12 protein-coding genes, 1 tRNA gene and 1 pseudogene are annotated in these 16,583 nt (G+C 70.0%); 11 read left to right on the top strand and 3 right to left on the bottom strand.

The features are described from left to right. Positions 1-32: 32 nt before the first annotated feature. Positions 33-1,880 carry an AMP-dependent synthetase/ligase gene (locus tag QRX50_RS17190; RefSeq protein ID WP_285972941.1) on the top strand — a complete coding sequence of 616 codons (1,848 nt, stop codon included), beginning with the start codon at positions 33-35 and terminating at the stop codon, positions 1,878-1,880. 46 nt (positions 1,881-1,926) lie between these two features. Here the strand turns inward: QRX50_RS17190 and QRX50_RS17185 are convergent, their stop codons facing one another. Then, the gene (locus QRX50_RS17185; protein ID WP_285972940.1) at positions 1,927-2,820 is read right to left on the bottom strand and encodes an SDR family NAD(P)-dependent oxidoreductase; all 894 of its coding nucleotides are present in this window, start codon (positions 2,818-2,820) and stop codon (positions 1,927-1,929) included. 382 nt (positions 2,821-3,202) lie between these two features. Between QRX50_RS17185 and QRX50_RS17180 the strand changes: the two genes are divergently transcribed. The 5 genes from QRX50_RS17180 to QRX50_RS17160 all read left to right on the top strand — a co-directional run bounded on the left by QRX50_RS17180 (position 3,203) and on the right by QRX50_RS17160 (position 11,366). Then, positions 3,203-4,417: an MFS transporter gene (locus tag QRX50_RS17180; RefSeq protein ID WP_285972939.1), complete on the top strand. Its 1,215-nt coding sequence runs from the start codon at positions 3,203-3,205 to the stop codon at positions 4,415-4,417. 768 nt (positions 4,418-5,185) lie between these two features. Further along, a complete protein-coding gene (locus QRX50_RS17175; RefSeq protein ID WP_285972938.1) occupies positions 5,186-6,412 on the top strand; it encodes a GGDEF domain-containing protein in 1,227 nt (408 codons plus the stop codon). 239 nt (positions 6,413-6,651) lie between these two features. Beyond that, entirely contained in the window at positions 6,652-8,811 is a 2,160-nt protein-coding gene (locus tag QRX50_RS17170; protein ID WP_285972937.1) for a phospholipase A2, read from the top strand. 194 nt (positions 8,812-9,005) lie between these two features. Further along, positions 9,006-10,688, top strand: a complete 1,683-nt coding sequence (locus QRX50_RS17165) for an LCP family protein (protein WP_434533280.1) — start codon at positions 9,006-9,008, stop codon at positions 10,686-10,688. A gap of 183 nt (positions 10,689-10,871) precedes the next feature. Next, the gene (locus QRX50_RS17160; RefSeq protein WP_285974487.1) at positions 10,872-11,366 is read left to right on the top strand and encodes a helix-turn-helix domain-containing protein; all 495 of its coding nucleotides are present in this window, start codon (positions 10,872-10,874) and stop codon (positions 11,364-11,366) included. Positions 11,367-11,586: 220 nt separating this feature from the next. Here the strand turns inward: QRX50_RS17160 and QRX50_RS17155 are convergent, their stop codons facing one another. After that, a complete protein-coding gene (locus QRX50_RS17155) occupies positions 11,587-13,047 on the bottom strand; it encodes a flavin-containing monooxygenase (protein ID WP_285972936.1) in 1,461 nt (486 codons plus the stop codon). Between the two features lie 70 nt (positions 13,048-13,117). On the opposite strand from QRX50_RS17155, the gene QRX50_RS17150 reads away from it, so the two are divergent. Together QRX50_RS17150 and QRX50_RS17145 are read left to right on the top strand one after the other, a co-directional pair. Beyond that, positions 13,118-13,711, top strand: coding sequence for a TetR/AcrR family transcriptional regulator (locus QRX50_RS17150; protein ID WP_285972935.1), 594 nt, complete (start codon positions 13,118-13,120; stop codon positions 13,709-13,711). Positions 13,712-13,934: 223 nt separating this feature from the next. Next, positions 13,935-14,351, top strand: a complete 417-nt coding sequence (locus tag QRX50_RS17145; protein ID WP_285972934.1) for a hypothetical protein — start codon at positions 13,935-13,937, stop codon at positions 14,349-14,351. A gap of 89 nt (positions 14,352-14,440) precedes the next feature. On the opposite strand, the gene QRX50_RS17140 is transcribed toward QRX50_RS17145, so the two are convergent. Beyond that, positions 14,441-14,662: a DUF3618 domain-containing protein gene (locus QRX50_RS17140; protein WP_285972933.1), complete on the bottom strand. Its 222-nt coding sequence runs from the start codon at positions 14,660-14,662 to the stop codon at positions 14,441-14,443. 123 nt (positions 14,663-14,785) lie between these two features. On the opposite strand from QRX50_RS17140, the gene QRX50_RS17135 reads away from it, so the two are divergent. The 3 genes and pseudogenes from QRX50_RS17135 (at position 14,786) to QRX50_RS17120 (ending at position 16,550) form a co-directional block, all read left to right on the top strand. Beyond that, positions 14,786-14,859, top strand: a tRNA-Leu gene (locus QRX50_RS17135). Positions 14,860-15,286: 427 nt separating this feature from the next. Continuing rightward, a pseudogene (locus QRX50_RS49525) lies at positions 15,287-16,354 on the top strand (amidohydrolase family protein). Next, positions 16,332-16,550 carry a zinc-binding dehydrogenase gene (locus tag QRX50_RS17120; RefSeq protein WP_285974792.1) on the top strand — a complete coding sequence of 73 codons (219 nt, stop codon included), beginning with the start codon at positions 16,332-16,334 and terminating at the stop codon, positions 16,548-16,550. Before QRX50_RS49525 ends, QRX50_RS17120 begins: the two are co-directional and overlap by 23 nt. Positions 16,551-16,583 lie beyond the last annotated feature (33 nt).

The raw sequence follows: 16,583 nt of genomic DNA, 5'->3' as shown, positions 1-16,583 counted from the left end.
CGGTCACCAGCACCACCGGAGGAGGGCCAGCGTTGACCACCCCGCAGTCCGCAGCCGCACAGGCCGAGGGTCAGACGATCCCCCGCCTGCTGCACCGCAACGCCACCGAGTACGGCGAGCACCCCGCCGTCACCTCGCTCGACATCGAGGGTCACCCGACGCTGAGCTGGAGCGACTTCCGCACCGCGATCGCCGAGTTCTCGCGCGGCCTGGCCGGACTCGGCCTCGGCAAGCGCGACCGCATGCTGATCATGGCCGCGAGCAGTCCCGACCACCTGGTCGCCGACCTCGCCGCCGTGCACCTGGCCGCGATCCCGTGCACGGCCTACGCGACGCTGAGCCCGGACCAGATCCGCTACGTCGCCCGCCACAGCGCCGCGCCCGTCGTCGTCCTCGGCGGCGCTGGTGAGCTCGAGCGCTGGCTGCCGGTGCTCGATGATCTGCCCGCACTACGACACGTCGTCGTGATGGACGCGGCCACGATCCCGGCCGGCGACGAACGGTTCGTTTCGTTCGCCGAAGTGCGAGAGGCCGGACGCGCGGCGCTCGCCGAGGACCCCGCCGCGTTCGAAGCCGTGTGGCAGGCCATCCAGCCGGACGACCCGCTCGCGATGATCTACACCTCCGGCACCACCGGCGACCCCAAGGGTGTCGTGCTGTCCCATCGCAACGCCGTCCACGAAGGACTCGCGGTGCAGGGGCTGCACGACGCGCCGATGCACGCGAAGAACATCGCCTACCTGCCGCTGGCGCACATCGCCGAGCGTGAGCTGTCGATCTACATGCCGCTGCTGTGGGCCGGCCACGTGCACACCGTCGCCGACGCCGCCGGTGTCGTCGCCGCGCTCGGGCGGGTGCACCCGGAGAGCTTCTTCGGCGTGCCGCGTGTGTGGGAGAAGATGGTGGCGGGCATGAAGAACATGCTCGGCGGCGTGCCCGAGGACCGGCGCGAGGCGCTGCTCTCGGCCAACGCCCTGCTGCAGGAGGGCTACAAGCTGCGCTCCGACGGCAAGGAGGTACCGGCCGAGCTCGCCGAGCGCATCGCGAAGACGGATGAGGCGGTTCTCGCCCCTGTGCGCACACTGCTCGGTCTGGACAAGGTGCTCGTCGCCTCAAGCGGCGCCGCGGCCCTGCCGGTGGAGGTCCTGTACTTCATCGCCGGCCTGGGCGTGGAGATCCAGGAGGTCTGGGGTCTGTCCGAGACGACCGGCGCGGCCACGTCGAACAGCGCCGGCGGCTTCCGCGCCGGCACCGTCGGCAAGCCGCTCGAGGGCGTCGAGGTGAAGGTGGCCGAAGACGGCGAGCTGCTCGTGCGCGGCCCCATCGTGTTCCTGGGCTACCTGCAGGAGGACGGCTCCATCGCCGACGCGACCGACGCCGACGGCTGGTACGCCACCGGCGACATCGGCACCATCGACGAAGACGGTTTCGTGCGGATCACCGACCGCAAGAAGGAACTGATCATCACCTCGAGCGGCAAGAACGTCGCCCCCACCCGCATCGAGGGCCTGCTCAAGGAACACCCGCTCATCGGCCAGGCCGTCGCCATCGGCGACGACCGCCCCTACATCACCGCCCTCATCGTCCTCGACGACGAGATCGCCCCCGGCTGGGCCGCGGGCCACGGCATCGAGGCGTCCGGCATCGACGAGCTGGCCGCCCACGAACAGGTGCTCGCCGAGATCGAACTCGCGGTGGAATCCGCCAACAGCCGCCTGGCGCGCATCGAGCAGATCAAGCGCTACCACCTGATCACGCAGGCGTGGACCCCGGAAACCGGCGAGCTGACGCCCACGCTGAAGCTCAAGCGCCGCGTGATCAACGAGCGCTACGACGCCGCGATCAAGGACCTGTACCCGGCCGCCACCCCGGCGTCCTGATCACCGGCCCCGGGCGGTTCCGATGAACACCGCCCGGGTTGGGCCGTCAGGCGATCCGGCTGCTGTCCGTCCACTTGCGAAGCCGCGGCGGCACCCGCTTTTCGAGGCCGTAGTTCTCCAGATGCGCCGAGAACACCTCGTCAAAGGCGTTCTGCACCGTCTCCGCGTCCCACGCCTGCCGCTCCAGAATCGGCTGCTTCAGGAACGGCTGCCCCATCACATGCAGCTGCGGCCCGTTGCACCGGATCATCTGCCCGGTGATCCCCGCCGACCCGTCCCCGAGCAGGAACAGCACCACCGGCGCGATCCGGGACGGCGTCCGCTCCGGCGGGCAAGCCCTCAACGCCCGCTCCGACTTCCACACCATCCTCGTGTGCGCCACCGGGCACACGGCGTTCGCCCGGATTCCGTGCTCCTCCAGGTCCAGCGCCCACGAATACGTGAGCGAAGCGACCGCACCCTTCGAAGCCGCGTACACGCCGAGCTTGCGCTGCCCCAGCGAAGCGCCGGAGGAAATATTCACGATGGACCCGTGGATCCCCCCGGCGACCATCGCCTTGATCGCCGCCAGGCCCGTGTACATCACGCCCAGGACGTTGACCTCGACCAGCTCCCTGGCCTGCTCGACGTCGTCGTCCCACGGCAGGGCCTCGTAGTTCAACCCGGCGTTGTTGACCAGGCCGTCGATCCGGCCGAACTCGCCCACGCACAGGTCCACGATGGCCTGGGCCTGCGCCGGGTCGGCCACGCTGTGTCCACTCGCGACGGCCCGGCCGCCGTGCTGCCGGATGTTCTCCGCCGTGCGCTCGGCGAGGCCGGCTTCGACGTCGTTGACCACCACGGCCCCGCCCGCGCGGGCCACTTGCACGGCGAACGCCTCGCCGAGTCCCCGGCCGGCGCCGGTGACGACCACGGCCTTGTCCTGCATCAGCCTGTCCATAACCTTCTCCCCACTGCCCGGCGCCGGCGGGGCGAGGGATCGCTCCACCGGGCTCTTTTCCAGTGTTGGGCCATTCGGCGCACCAAACAGGGCGATCGCGACGAACGGTGGCCGTGCTGCGCCGAGCGAGTGAAGGTCGATCAGCCCTCCGGTACCTCCGGACTGGTCAGCACCGACCCCGAGTGGGTCCCGGCCACCGCCCCCTGAACGGCCCAACCGGGGAGAACGTTCGGATACTCTGTTCGCCCGCGCGTAATCGACGGCATACTGATTGTTGTCCCGTTGTCCGGGAACTGTGACTCCCTCTGGGTCGCCGTCACAGCCCAGGCAGAATGCCCACCGGACACGTTCACCCGATCGGGGAGGGGGAAGTGGTCACCCTGTGACGACCCACGCCACGCCACGGCTGACGGCGCCACTGCGGAACGTCGAATACCGCGTTCTGTGGGCGGCCGAGGCCATCTCGAGCGCGGGCGACCAGCTGGCGAAGGTGGCGCTCGCCATCCTCGTCTACAACCGCACCGGCTCAGCCCTCTGGGCCGCCGTCGTCTACGCCCTCACATTCCTCCCCGCGCTGGCGGGCGGGCTCGGGCTGTCCTTCCTCGCCGACCGCTACCCGCGGCGCGCGGTGCTGAGCGCGAGCGCCGCGGTGCAGGCGGTACTCGTGGGGCTCATGAGCCTGCCGGGCATGCCACTCGTCGTGCTGTGCAGCTTGCTCGTGGCCGTGCAGCTGGCCGCGTCACCCGCCAACGCGGCGCAGAACGCCATCACGCGCGAAGTGTTCACCGACGACGAGATCTACCTGCGCAGCCAGGACCTGCGCGGGATCACCACCAACACGGTGATGCTGCTGGGGCTCGCGGGCGGCGGGCTGCTCGTGACGTTCGTGGGTGTGTCGTGGGCGCTCGCGATCGACGCCGTGAGCTTTGCTGTCGCCTCGGTCATCGTGCGCGTGTGGGTGCACGATCGCCCGGCCGCGGGTGGCGAGCAGTCGACGTGGTTCGGGGCCACGCGGTATGTGTTCGGGCAGCGCAGACTGCGGGTGCTGATCGCGCTGTCGTGGCTGGTCGGGCTCGCGGTGGTCCCCGAAGGGCTCGCGGCTCCGCTGGCGCAGCAGCTCGGCGCGTCGTCCGCGGCCGTGGGCTGGCTGCTGGCTGCCGACCCGCTGGGGTTCGTGGCTGGTGCCTACTTGCTCTCGAAGTTCGCGTCCGCCCAGGTCAGGCTGCGCCTGCTAGGCATCTTCGCGACGACGTCGCTGGCCCTGCTCGCCCTGTTCCTGCTCCAGCCGAACCTGGTGCTGGCTCTCGTGCTCCTCGCACTGGCGGGTGCGATGGGCGCGTACATCATCACGGTCACCGCGACGTTCGCCACCTGGGTGCCGAATGAGCTTCGCGGCGGCGCCGGCGGGCTCTACCGCACCGGGCTGCGGGTCGCGCAGGGAGTCGGGGTCGCGCTGGGTGGGGTGGTCGCCCAGGTGACCGGGTCCGCGGTCACCGCCATCGCGCTCGCCGGTGTGCTCGGCGTGGCGCTGGCCATCCCCACCGCCTTCTCGTGGACCCGGGTGCGGCACGCGGTCGCGGCCGAGACCGGGGTCTGAGTCGTGGCCGGCTCATTCACCGGCCGGGGCGATCCGGTGCTGGGATCCGGATCGAAGCCTCGGGGTGCCCTGTGTTGCCAGGCATCATGTTGCCGGGCCCCGTGCTGTCGGGCTTCGTGTTCTCAGGCTTCGCGGTCACGCATCGCGGCTCTCCTCTGTTCACGCTGTCACGAACTCTTGGCTGCCGGTCACCGGAATCACGCCTCGCGGTCACGCACGGTGGAACACCTCCTGGAACTGAGAGCTGACAATTTCCGGGCAAACAGACAAGAACGATTCAGGCTTCGCGGTCGCGCATGGGGAAAACACCTCCTGGAGGGCACAGCTCAGAGACTGGCGTTGCAATTCGCATTCAGGGTTCACCAGCCATCGGGGGAAGGCACCTCCAGGTAAGAGGCGCACGGTTGGACGGAACACGAATTCAGCCCTCGTGGAGGGCTCACCGCCGGGAAGTCGGTGAGTGCGATGATACCGGTAAGCGATAACAGCACCACAGTGGATACCACCAGACCCGAACGACCCGAGAGACCGGAGGAGGCCGAGCCCGATGCCCGAGAACGGACACGCGCACGGTGAACCGACGGACTCCAAAGACGGGGTACCCACACCCTCTCATGATCACGCCCCGAAGTTCCAAGATTCTTCCGGGAAACACGCGGTGATGCACAAAAAGCGACCACTCGGTCGCAGGGGGTCGGCAAACGGTTCAGTGAGTTGATTTCCAGCAATCCCGTGCGGTCGTGGGATCTGTGGACCAAGCCGCGGGCGATGATCGTTTTCCTGTTTTCCTGGGAAGCGCTTGCCGTTGGCCTGCTGACGTTCGGGATCGTCACCGGCGGGCCCACCACCGCCCTGGACTGGGGCCGGTTCGGCATCCTGGCCGTGTGCGCCACGGTGCACATCCAGCTCACGCGCCGGCAGGAGGAGCGGCGGCGCAACCGCGTGACGGCCGTCCACATCGACCTGTCGGGGATCTGGGTGTTCCCCGGCGCGCTGCTGCTACCGATCCACTTGACGCTGCTGCTGATCGTCATCGTCCGCGTGCAGCGGTGGTTCAACTCGCGGCGCCCTCCGCACAAGTTCGTGTTCACCTCGTTCACGCACGCCGTTTCGGCCCTGGCGGCGCACGAGCTCTACCAGACGTTCGCCTCGGCGGAGCTGGAGAACCTCACGCCGAACAACTCGCTCAAGCTCTTCGGCATCCTGATGCTGGTCGGCTTCTGCTACGCGGCACTGCAGGCGATCGTCATCGGCAGCCTGCTCGCACTGGGCGGAACTTCCGCGCCGACGCTGAGCAACGTGCTGGGCACGAAGGACGACAACCTGCTGGAGCTCTCGACCATCGGCCTCGGCACGATCGCCACGATCCTGCTGGTGAACTTCCCGCCGGCGATCGTGATCCTGGTGCTCATCACCGTGCTCGGCAACCGGCTCGCCGAGATCAACCAGCTGCAGTCCGAGGCCCGCACGGACCCGAAGACCGGCATCTTCAACGTGCGCGGATGGTCCGAATCAGCCGATCGCGCCCTCGCCCGCGCCGCACGCGGCAACGAAATGGTGGCGCTGCTGATGATCGACCTCGACCACTTCAAGTGGGTCAACGACACCTACGGCCACCCCGCAGGCGACGACGTCCTGCGCACCGTGGCCCAGACCCTCGACGACATCACGCGCCCCAAGGACATCATCGGCCGCTTCGGCGGCGAGGAATTCCTGATCCTGCTGCCGGACGTGGACCAAACGGCCGCCAAGGTCGCGGCCGAACGGATCCGTCTCGCGATCGCCGAACAACAGATCGTGACCACCGACAAACGCGGCGGGCGCGCCCGCATCACCGGTCGGACCACGTCGATCGGAGTTGCACTGCTCGGGCCGAACGGATCAACGGTGGAACAGTTGCTGCACGCGGCCGACGCCGCCGTGTATGCCGCGAAGGAAGGCGGCCGGAATCAAGTCCGGTTCGCCGACGCGGATCCACCGCCCCGCGTGGCCTGAGCCCAATCACCACCCGCCCCCAATTGCGATTAATCGCATTGGACGAATCGGCCCCCTAAACCGGACGGTGAATTCAGCCGCAGCTCGCTCTCCGTGACCGGAAGTCGCGAAAAAGGGACTGTGATGCAATTCACCACCCCCCGAAATGCCGTGCCAGGCCCGAACCCGGGGAGATCCCCCACCCCTTCCGGGGGGCAGCCCCATGCCGCCACCCGGGCGGGGCTGGCACCCTTGAGCGCATGCCCGCCCCCGACGACCGGCCTCCGGCCGCCGCTCGCGTCCGCCGTCCCTGGTCGACCTCGGGCTGGCTGCTGCTGGTGCTCTTCGTCGTCTTCGGCTTCGGGCTCATCGCTTCGCGCCCGGCGTCGCCCCCGGACCAGGGACCGCCGGAGGGCGACGTGCTGGCCGCGCAGAACGCCATCGCCGCGCTGACCCACCCCGGCCCGCAGCCCACCGCGCTCGCGCTCCTGCCCAAGGACTTCACCGCCGTCAGCGGCGTGACTCCCGGCGCGCTGCAGGCGCGCGACGGGACCGTTCGCGCCGTCCACGTCGACGGCGGGTGCTCCACGCCGTGGGGCGACGACAACACCAAGTGGGACTACGCGGTGCCGTGCAAGGCCCACGACCTGGGCTACGACCTGCTGCGCTACGCGGACAAGAAAGGCCACCCGCTCGACCAGAGCGTGCGGGCCTCGCTCGACGCGCGGCTGTCGCAGGACATGCACCACGCGTGCGTGGTGAACCCGATGGGCTCGGCAGGCACCTGCCAGGTCGTCGCCACGCTCTACTCGGCCGGGCTCGTCGTGAACTCGTGGCACCAGCGCTGGGGACCGCCGGTCACCGACCCGATCGGGCCGATGGTCGCCGGCGTCCTGGTGATCGGCTGTCTGCTCGTGTTCCGGCTGCGCGGCTGGCACACGGCCCGGCGCACCACGCCGCGGCCCGCCCGCGCTGCCACCGGCCCCCCCACGCGCTGGGCCGTGCTCGGCATCGCCTCGGCCGTGCTGCTCGTGCTCGGCGAATCGGCGACGGCGCTGGCCGACTGGGCGGGCGCGCCCGAGTCCGCGTGGTGGCCGCTGACGTGGCTCGCGCAGCTCACGCCGCTGCTGTTCTTCGCGGGCGGCTACGCGAACGTCACCGGCTGGCCGGTCGAACGCGACCACGGCTACCGCCACTACCTCGCCGAACGCGCGAGCCCGCTGCTGCGGCCGGCGTTGATCTTCGCCGTGGTCGCCCTGCTCGTGCCGCTGGCACTGGAGCTGCTCGGCATCCCCGCCGGCACGAACGCGACGGTCATGCGGATCGCGCTGCACCCGCTGTGGCTGCTGGGCGTGTACCTGCTGACGATCGTCTGCGCGCCCGTGCTGCTCACGCTCTACCGGCGCACGCGCTTGTGGTCGGTGGCCGGGCTGGTGCTCCTCGTCGTCGCGGGCGAGGCCGCCGCGGCGTGGTCCGGCTCGCCGCTGCCCGGCTACGGCGCGACGCTGGCGCTCGCGCTGCTGGCACAGCAGGTCGCGTTCGCCCACGCCGACGGCGTGCGCCTGTCCCGGCCGGTGCTGGCGGGCGCCGCCGTGGCCGGGGTGGGCGCGCTGGCCACGGCCGCCTTCGCGCTCGGCGCGTCGCCGATCCTGCTGGGCAGCCCGGGAGCGCCGGCCGCGTTGTCGGCGCCGCCGTGGGAGGTCCTGCTGCTCGGCGTGACCCAGCTCGGCCTGGCGGGCCTGCTCGGCGGAGGGCTGGTGCGCGTCGCGGCGCGGCCGCGGGTCAGCCGCGCGGCCGGGTTCGTGCTGCGGGCGCCGATGAGCCTGTACCTGGCGTTCCTGGCGGGGATGCTGCTGCTGGTCGCCGTCGTCTACCTGCCCGGCCCGATCGCCGACGGACTGAGCTGGCTCGTGAAACCGCGCACCGCGATGGCGATCGCGCTCCTGCTGGTGCCGGCGGGGCTCGTGTTCTGGTGGTTCGAACGCCACCCGCGCGGCCACGGCGAACCCGCGCCGCCCCCGCCGAGACCGCGCACGGCCACCGGCTGGCGGCCGGTGCTGCTGACGAGAGCCGCCGCCGCGCTCGGTATCGGCTACGCGACGCTGGGCGTGTTCGGGCTCGCGCTGGCGCGCTTCGGTGACGTCGCCGCCGACGCCGACTTCCTCGGCCTGCACCTCGACCCCGTGCAGAGCCTCGTGCACCTGCTGCTCGGCGTGCTCCTGCTGCACACCGTCCGCACGGGTGCCACCGCGTCGGCGGGCACGTGGTTCGTGTGCGCGCTCGCGTGCGGGCCGGCGCTGATGGTCACCTCGGCCGGCACGCCGACCGTGGTCCTGCACGCGGCGACGGCGGTGTTCGCGCTGGTCGCGGCCGTTTCGTGCCTGATTCCCGGCCGCCGCGCTGCGAGCGCGACTTCTTGACGAGAAACTCGAACCGCGACACGCACACCGCCGGTCGGGCGAACGCGCCCGATGTGGCGGACCATGGGTGGTGCAGGCCACACCAGCCGGGGGAGGTGCGAACCCGCCGCAACCCCGCCCCGGCACCATGCGTCTTCAAGGTCCGGGGTACCGGACAGTGCTGAGCAGACGGACGAGCAGAAGGAGCGGACCGCGTGGATCACCCGCCTCGGAACGGGCAAGGTGGCCGACGCCCCGCCCGCCCCTGGCAGGACCCGCCGGGGAGCGCGAGCGGACGCCGGGTGCCGCCACCCGCGCGTGACCGGGCGGAACCGCGTGGCCCCCGCGACGCCGAGCATCGCCCCTCGCGGCCGCCGCAGCGCCGGTCCGGCCCGCCGCCGCGGCGCTCGAGCCGGCGCGGCTCGCACCGGGGCGCCAAGATCACCCTCGCCGTGGTATCGCTGCTGGTCATGGCCTTCACCGGCTACGCGTGGGCGTCGCTGCAGGGCCTGGTCAACGGCCTGAACTACGCCGACGTGATCAACCCGCAGTCGGGCGGCGACCAGCCCGCGGACGGCGCGCGCGACATCCTCCTGGTCGGCCTCGACAGCCGCACCGACGCGCAGGGCAACCCGCTCTCCCCGCAACTGCTCGCCCAGCTGCGCGCGGGCGAGGCCGACGGCGAGCTCAACACCGACTCGCTGATCTTCGTGCACATCCCGAACGACGGCAGCAAGGCCGTCGCGATCTCGCTGCCACGCGACTCCTACGTGAACATCCCCGGCTACGGCGAGCACAAGATCAACTCCGCATACGCCCGCGCGATGCTCCAGGCCCGCAAGGACCTGCAGCAGCAGGGCGTGACGGACCCGAAGGAGCTCGACGTCAAGGCCAACCAGGCCGGCGCGAAGGAGCTGATCACCACTGTCGAGGCGCTCACCGGCTCGACGATCGACAACTACGCGGCCATCAACCTGCTCGGCTTCAGCGACATCACGCAGGCCATCGGGGGCGTCGACGTCTGTCTCAACAACAACGTCGACGACTCCTACTCCGGCGCGAAGTTCACCAAGGGCGTGCACACGATCTCCGGGGTGCAGGCGCTGGAGTTCGTCCGGCAGCGTCACGGCCTGCCACGCGGCGACCTCGACCGAGTGGTGCGCCAGCAGGTGTTCATGGCCGGCATGGCGCGCAAGGTGCTCTCCGCCGGCACACTCACCGACCCGGGCAAGCTCAACGCGCTCATCGACGCCATCAAGAAGTCGGTGGTCCTCAACCAGAACTGGGACATCTTCAGCTTCGCCCAGCAGATGAAGGGCCTCACCGGCGGGCAGCTCGAGTTCCGCACGATCCCGGTGGAGAACGTCGCGTACAAGACGCCCAGCGACGGCGATGCCATCAAGGTCGACCCGCAGGCCGTGGAGAAGTTCGTGCAGGGCCTCGCCAGTCCGCAGCCCGGCCAGCAGGCCGCCGCGCCGCCGGCGAACGACGCGAACAAGGGCATCACCGTCGACGTCCGCAACGCCTCGGGCCGCACGGGCCTGGCCGCGAGCGTGTCGAAGCAGCTCAGCGGCAAGGGCTTCACCGCGGGCGACACGGCCAACGCGACCTCGCGCAAGACCACCGTGATCTGGGTGCCCGCCGGCGGCGAGGACTCCGGCAACGCCGTGGCCGACGCCCTCGGCACCCAGGCGACGGTGCAGGAGGACAAGAGCGTCGACGCCGGTCACGTGATGGTGTTCCTCGGTTCGGACTACCAGCCGAGCGCCGACAACGCCGGCTCCGGTGCGCCGGCCGGCTCGGCCAACGCGCCCGCGTCTTCACCCGCGGCACCCCCGCCGGCCGCCGGCGACGACCAGAAGCCGATCACGGCCAACGGCGTTCCCTGCGTCAACTGACCTGTTCAGCGCACCGCGGTTCGTCCGTTCGGAGCAGTCTGCGAAATCGTCACCAAAGACTTGGCCGAAACCGCGTAAGGAAAAGCGCACTGCCCACTTTCATACACGTGAGACGCGCACGCGTTCGCAGTCACGAGAGCGGACGCCGCGTGTGAGAGCGTGAGCAGGGCAGGGGACGAGGAAGTGGTGATCGACGCTGAGCACTACCAGCGGATACTCGGTGACGAGCTCCGCAAGCTCCGGCGCAGGCGAGGCTGGACGCGCAAGGAGCTGAACACGCGTCTGCAGAGTGAGATCTCCCTGCAGACGCTGGCGACGTACGAGCTGGGCACGCGGCAATGTTCCGTGGTGCGCCTGGTCGAGCTGTGCGTCGCGATGGACGAGCTGCCCCAGGACCTGCTGGCCAAGGTGCACCGGCGCGTGTTCGTGGAAGAGCCCGGACGCGTGCGGGTGGACCTGCAGCGAGTGGTGGCCGAGGCCTCGCCCGAACTGCTGCCGCTGCGCCGCTGGGCCGAGGACCGGCTGCGCCGCGGTGCCCCGGGAGCCGGCGCGACCACGTTGAGCTCGGGCCCGGCCGAAGTGTCACTCGACCTGCCCGCGCTCGAGCGGATGGCCGAGCTGTGCGACCTGCCGGTGGTCGACCTGATCAGCCACCTGCGCAAACTCGCGCCCGTCTGAGCCACGGGCGGAGCCGACCCGGGCCGTTTCGCCGGTCCCGGCCGGGGGCTTTCGCGTTGTCGAGGGTCGCGAAAGCCCCCGCCCTCATCCCTGACCCGAGCGCGCCCACCGCCGTCCGTGGGCTTGTTCGGCGCGCCTTCCTGCCCTCCCCACAAGCTGCGAAGGGGACTTTCGCGCCTCCTCCCCTGCCGCGAAAGTCCCCTTCGTACCCCTGCTTGCTTCAGCCGAGCAGTTCGTAGTCCTCCCGCCGGACCGTGCGCGTGTCGAGCCAGTACCGCCACGTGAAGCCGGGCCAGATGGTGCGGTTCACGCCCTTCGCGTCGAGGTACCAGCTCTTGCAGCCGCCCTGCGTCCAGATGCCCTTCGAGAGCTTGCGCTGCACGTCGGTGTTGAACGCCTCCTGCACCTGCGGGCGCGGGTCGATCGCGCGGTCGCCCGCCAGCCGCAGCGCCTGCGCGATGTAGGAGATCTGAGACTCGATCATGAACACCACGGAGTTGTGGCCGAGTCCGGTGTTCGGGCCGAGCAGGAAGAACAGGTTCGGGAAGCCGTTGACGGTGATGCCGAGGTGCGTCCGCATCCCCTCGGTCGCCCATTCCTTGGCCAGGTTGCGCCCGTCGCGGCCGACGATCTCGAGCGTGTCGAACGCGTCCGTGACGTGGAAGCCGGTGCCGTAGATGATCACGTCGACCTCGTGCTCCACGCCGGCGGCGTCGACCACGCTGTGCTCGCGGACCTCGGCGACACCTTCGGTGACCACGTCGACGTTGTCCCTGGCCAGGGCCGGGTAGTAGTCGTTGGAGATCAGCACGCGCTTGCAGCCCATGGTGTAGTCGGGCGTCAGCTTGGCACGCAGAGCCGGGTCGGCCACGGCCTGGTCGATGTTGCGCTTGGCGATCCGCTGGCCGAGCTGCATCACCCACGGCTGGCCGTTGAAGCCGATGGCGCGGGCTTCGAGCATCCAGTACAGGACGTCGCGGTAGGCGCGCTGCGCGAGCGGCACCGCCTTGAACAGGCCGCGGGCCCAGCCGGGCATGTCGTGGTCGGCCTTCGGCATCACCCACGGCGGGGTGCGCTGGAAGAGCGTCAGGTTCGCGACCTGCCCGACGATCTGCGGCACGAACTGCACCGCGCTCGCACCCGTGCCGATCACGGCGACGCGCTTGCCGGCGAGGTCGACGCCGTGGTCCCACTGCGCGGAGTGGAATGCCGAGCCGGCGAAGTTCTCGATGCCGGGCAGGTGCGGGATCTGCGGCCGGTGCAGCGCGCCGACACCCGCGACCAGGGCCTTGGCCACGAATTCGTCGCCTGACTTGGCGGTGACGTGCCAGCGGTTCTCCTCGGCGTCCCAGCGAGCGCCGGTCATCTCCTGGCCGAAGCGCAGGAAGCGGCGCAGGCCGTACTTCTCCGTGACGCCGCGCAGGTAGCTCCAGATCTCGGGCTGCGGCGAGTAGGCGCGCGACCAGCCGGGGTTCTGCTCGAAGGAGAACGAGTACATGTGCGACGGGATGTCGCAGGCACAGCCGGGGTAGCTGTTGTCGCGCCAGGTCCCGCCGACGTCGTCGGCCTTCTCGAGGATCACGAAGTCTTCGCGGCCGTCCTTGCGCAGCTGGATGGCCATGCCCAGGCCGGAGAACCCGGTCCCGACCACGATCACCCCGATCTCGGTGCGGTTGCCCATGCGCCCTCCCGTTTAGTGTTACCCGAAGTCCATCCTACTTTGAGTAGGTTACTGGCGGTAGAGTGTTCTCGTGACCACCGCGAAACGCAAGCGCGTGCCCCGGGCCGAACGCGAACGGCAGATGATCGAGGTCGCCGAACGGGTGTTCACCGAGCGCGGCTACGGGGCGGCGTCGATGGACGAGATCGCCGAGCTCGTGGGTGTGTCGAAGCCGATGCTGTACGAGTACTTCCACTCCAAGGAAGGCCTGCTGCTGGCGTGCATCCGGCAGTCGCGGGCGGCGCTGCGCGAGGTGACCGAGCAGGCGACGGTGGGCGCGGTTTCCGCCGAGGACGCGCTGCGCCGCGGGCTGCTGGCGTTTTTCGTCTTCATCCGCGAGCGCCGGGAGGCCTGGTCGCTGCTGCGGCACGAGATGGCGCTGATCGGCACGCCGGCGGCCGACGAGATCGAGCAGACGCGGCGGCAGCAGACGGACCTGATCGTGGCGGTGATGGGCGAGTACTTCGACGACGAGCTCCGCGCCGAAGCGTCGGCCGAGTTCGTGGTCGGCGCGTGCGAGCGGCTGGCGATCTGGTGCGAGCGCTTCCCGGACGTGACGCCCGAGATCGCGACCGACTACGCCATGGACATGCTCTGGTCCGGACTGTCACGACGCGCCCACTGAGGTGCGCGTGAAAATGCACGCGCATTAGGCCATTCGGTCGTCACTCAGTGCGAATCCCCTCCCGTGTCTTGTGACACAGAGTTTCTTTACGGTATCGAGAACCCTGTAGAAAGACTGATGGACAGTCGCGGGTTGCGCGGGGGCGCAGAAATCGCGTCATGAGTGTGCGGTGGCCGAGTCTCGGCCAGTGACGCATGCTGATGGCGAGAGGGGTGAGGTAGTAGTGGAGACGATCACAGCGACGTACGCGCACGAAAACGACGACTGGACGATCACCGTCAGCGGCCGTGGCGAGGAACGGACCGCGAAGGCGCCCGGCATCATCGCCGCGCGTGACCGCGCGGACCAGCTCGTCGACGAGCTCGCCCCGGACGGGCGACCCACGGTCGTGCACCTGCTCAACGGGAGCGCCCTGGAGTTCACGAGCTCGTACATGGCCGCGCGGCTCACCCTGCCGGACATCGAGCCGCTGGAGGTGCCGCCGTCGGGATCTTCGAAGCCGGCTGCCGCCGTCGCTCCTGCCGCGGCCAAGCCTCAGCTCCCGCCGAGCAAGCAGCTGCCGAAGGAAGTCGAAGACCGCAAGGCCGAGGAGACGCCCGACGTCCCCACCTCGAAGCCGACGGTCTCCCCGCGCGCCTGACGTTCCTTCACGCCGGTTTGGCGCTTTGTCGACCTTCCGCACCCTGATACGTCTGAGCGGACCCGGCTTCCCGGGCCCGCTCAGACGCGTCAGCGGAACAGCTTGCGGACCAGCAGCGCCAGGATCAACGCCCCGACGCCGATGAGCGGGTACTTGACCTTGGGGTCGTCCAGCTTCGCGCGGATGCCGTTCTTGGCCTGGTCCGCGAGCTTCTGGGGGTTGGCCTTGGTGCCCAGCTGGTCGAGCGTCGCCGCCAGCGCCGTCCTGGCCTGCTCGATCTCACGCTCGATGGTCTCGGGGTCGCGAGCCACGTGCCCTCCTCGCCGCGTCGGACTGTAGGCGCCCACGTTAGAGGACGACACCCCCTCCACCGCCACTGACCACGCCGAGCCACCCCGAACGTGGCGCGCGCTACGATTCCCCAGGCTTTCCCCGGGGCCGTAGCCCAATTGGCAGAGGCACACGGTTTAGGTCCGTGCCAGTGAGAGTTCGAGTCTCTCCGGCCCCACTCGCCCGAAGCATCGGTAGCCCGTTCGAGTCGTTTGAGCTGCGATTTTGCGACTCGAAGGGGTTACCGATCGGAACTCGCGAAGTGTGGCACCGAGCCCGCAAAGTAGACAGATCATGCCGGGTCGGCGGGTTCTGTGGTGTCTCAGCGGTCGGCGTGCTGGTTGTGCTGCAGCTCGACCAGCCGTAACAAGCCGGCGACCAAGGACGACTCCGCCTGACACGTGGTGATCTCCGGGGAGGCGTCGGTGTTCGGTGGGCGCAAGCGGCAGGAAGAACTTGAAGCGGCACAACGCGAGAACCTGTACCTGCGCGGCGAGCTCCAGCGGCTGGGCGCGCTCGGTTCGGTCGCCGTCCAGCAGGAGGTCGCCGCTCTGACGCAGCGGCTCCACGCCGACCAGGTCCGTCACCAGCAGCAAACGTCGGCCATGAACGCCGAGTCCGCCCAGCTGCAGACGCAGCTCGCGACTCTGCGGGCCGAGGTGGTCGAGACCGACGACGCCCGGCTGATGCAGGAGGTGGGGGTCTATCAGTATCGGCACGTGCTCTCCGACGCCGAGGCCTACAAGGCCGAGCTCGAACGGCTGAAGGTCGCCATGAAGGACATGACCCGGACGAAGTCCGCCGTCGAAGCATCGAGCAGCTTCCACTACAACAACTCTCTGGCCCAGGGGCGCAAGGAGTGCGGCGAGCACCACCGCGACACCGGACCGGCCGGTCGGCGAGACCGAGTTCGTCCGCGACCTCGCCGCGGCGGCGACCGGGATCGAGTTCGCCGCCGCCATCGTCGGTGCCACCGATCTGCGCGAGCCCACCGCGGCCGCCGCGCTGGACGCGCACCGGGACGCGGGCGGCGGGCGGTTCCGCGGGATTCGGCAGAGCATCGCCTGGGACCCGGATCCAGCCGTCACGCACCCGCGGCGGGAGCCACCGGCCGGCTTGTACGCGTCGGCGGCGTTCCGCCGCGGGTTCGGCTGCTCGGGCCGCGCGGCCTGACGTTCGACGCCTGGTGTTATCACCCGCAGCTGGGCGAGGTCACCGACCTGGCCCGCGCCTTCCCGGACACCCGGATCGTGCTGGACCACTGCGGCGGACCGCTGGGCGTGGGGCGGCACGCGGACGCTTTCCCGGTGTGACAACGGAACCTGGCCGAACTGGCCCGGTGCGACAACGTGGTCGTCAAGCTGGGCGGCCTGGGCATGACCAGCATCGGCCACCGCTTCTTCGCCGCACCGAACCCTCCGGACTCGGTACGGCTGGCGACCGTGCTGCGGCCCTGGGTGCACACCGTGATCGAACTGTTCGGGGCGCGACGGTGCCTGTTCGAGAGCAACTTCCCGGTGGACAAGGCGTCCTACGGCTACGGCGTGTTCTGGAACGCCTGCACCCGCCTCACCGACGGCGCCGGAGCGGACGAACGGGCCGTGCTGTTCGCCGGCACCGCCCGGGAGATCTACCGGATCCCGTCAGCCGGTGCAGCGAGCCAAACCCCGTGAGCTGCCGACGAAACCGCGCCCCCGCGACATCAGTCAGTGCGGGATGATGCTGGACACGATCGACGCCCCGGTGCGCGCGCTCGCCGACGGCGCTCCGGGTACGAATCGGCGAGGTACTCCCCTGACCGAAGCCGCAAAAGCCCACCAGCTCAGCGAAAGCGGGCACGCGCCCGGCAAGCTCGTGCTGGTGCCCTGATCGCCGCACGAGGAAACCGGCGCAGGGCTCGAC

The sequence above is a fragment of the Amycolatopsis sp. 2-15 genome (assembly GCF_030285625.1).
Taxonomy (GTDB): domain Bacteria; phylum Actinomycetota; class Actinomycetes; order Mycobacteriales; family Pseudonocardiaceae; genus Amycolatopsis; species Amycolatopsis carbonis.
This window is presented reverse-complemented; position numbering and strand designations above follow the sequence as displayed.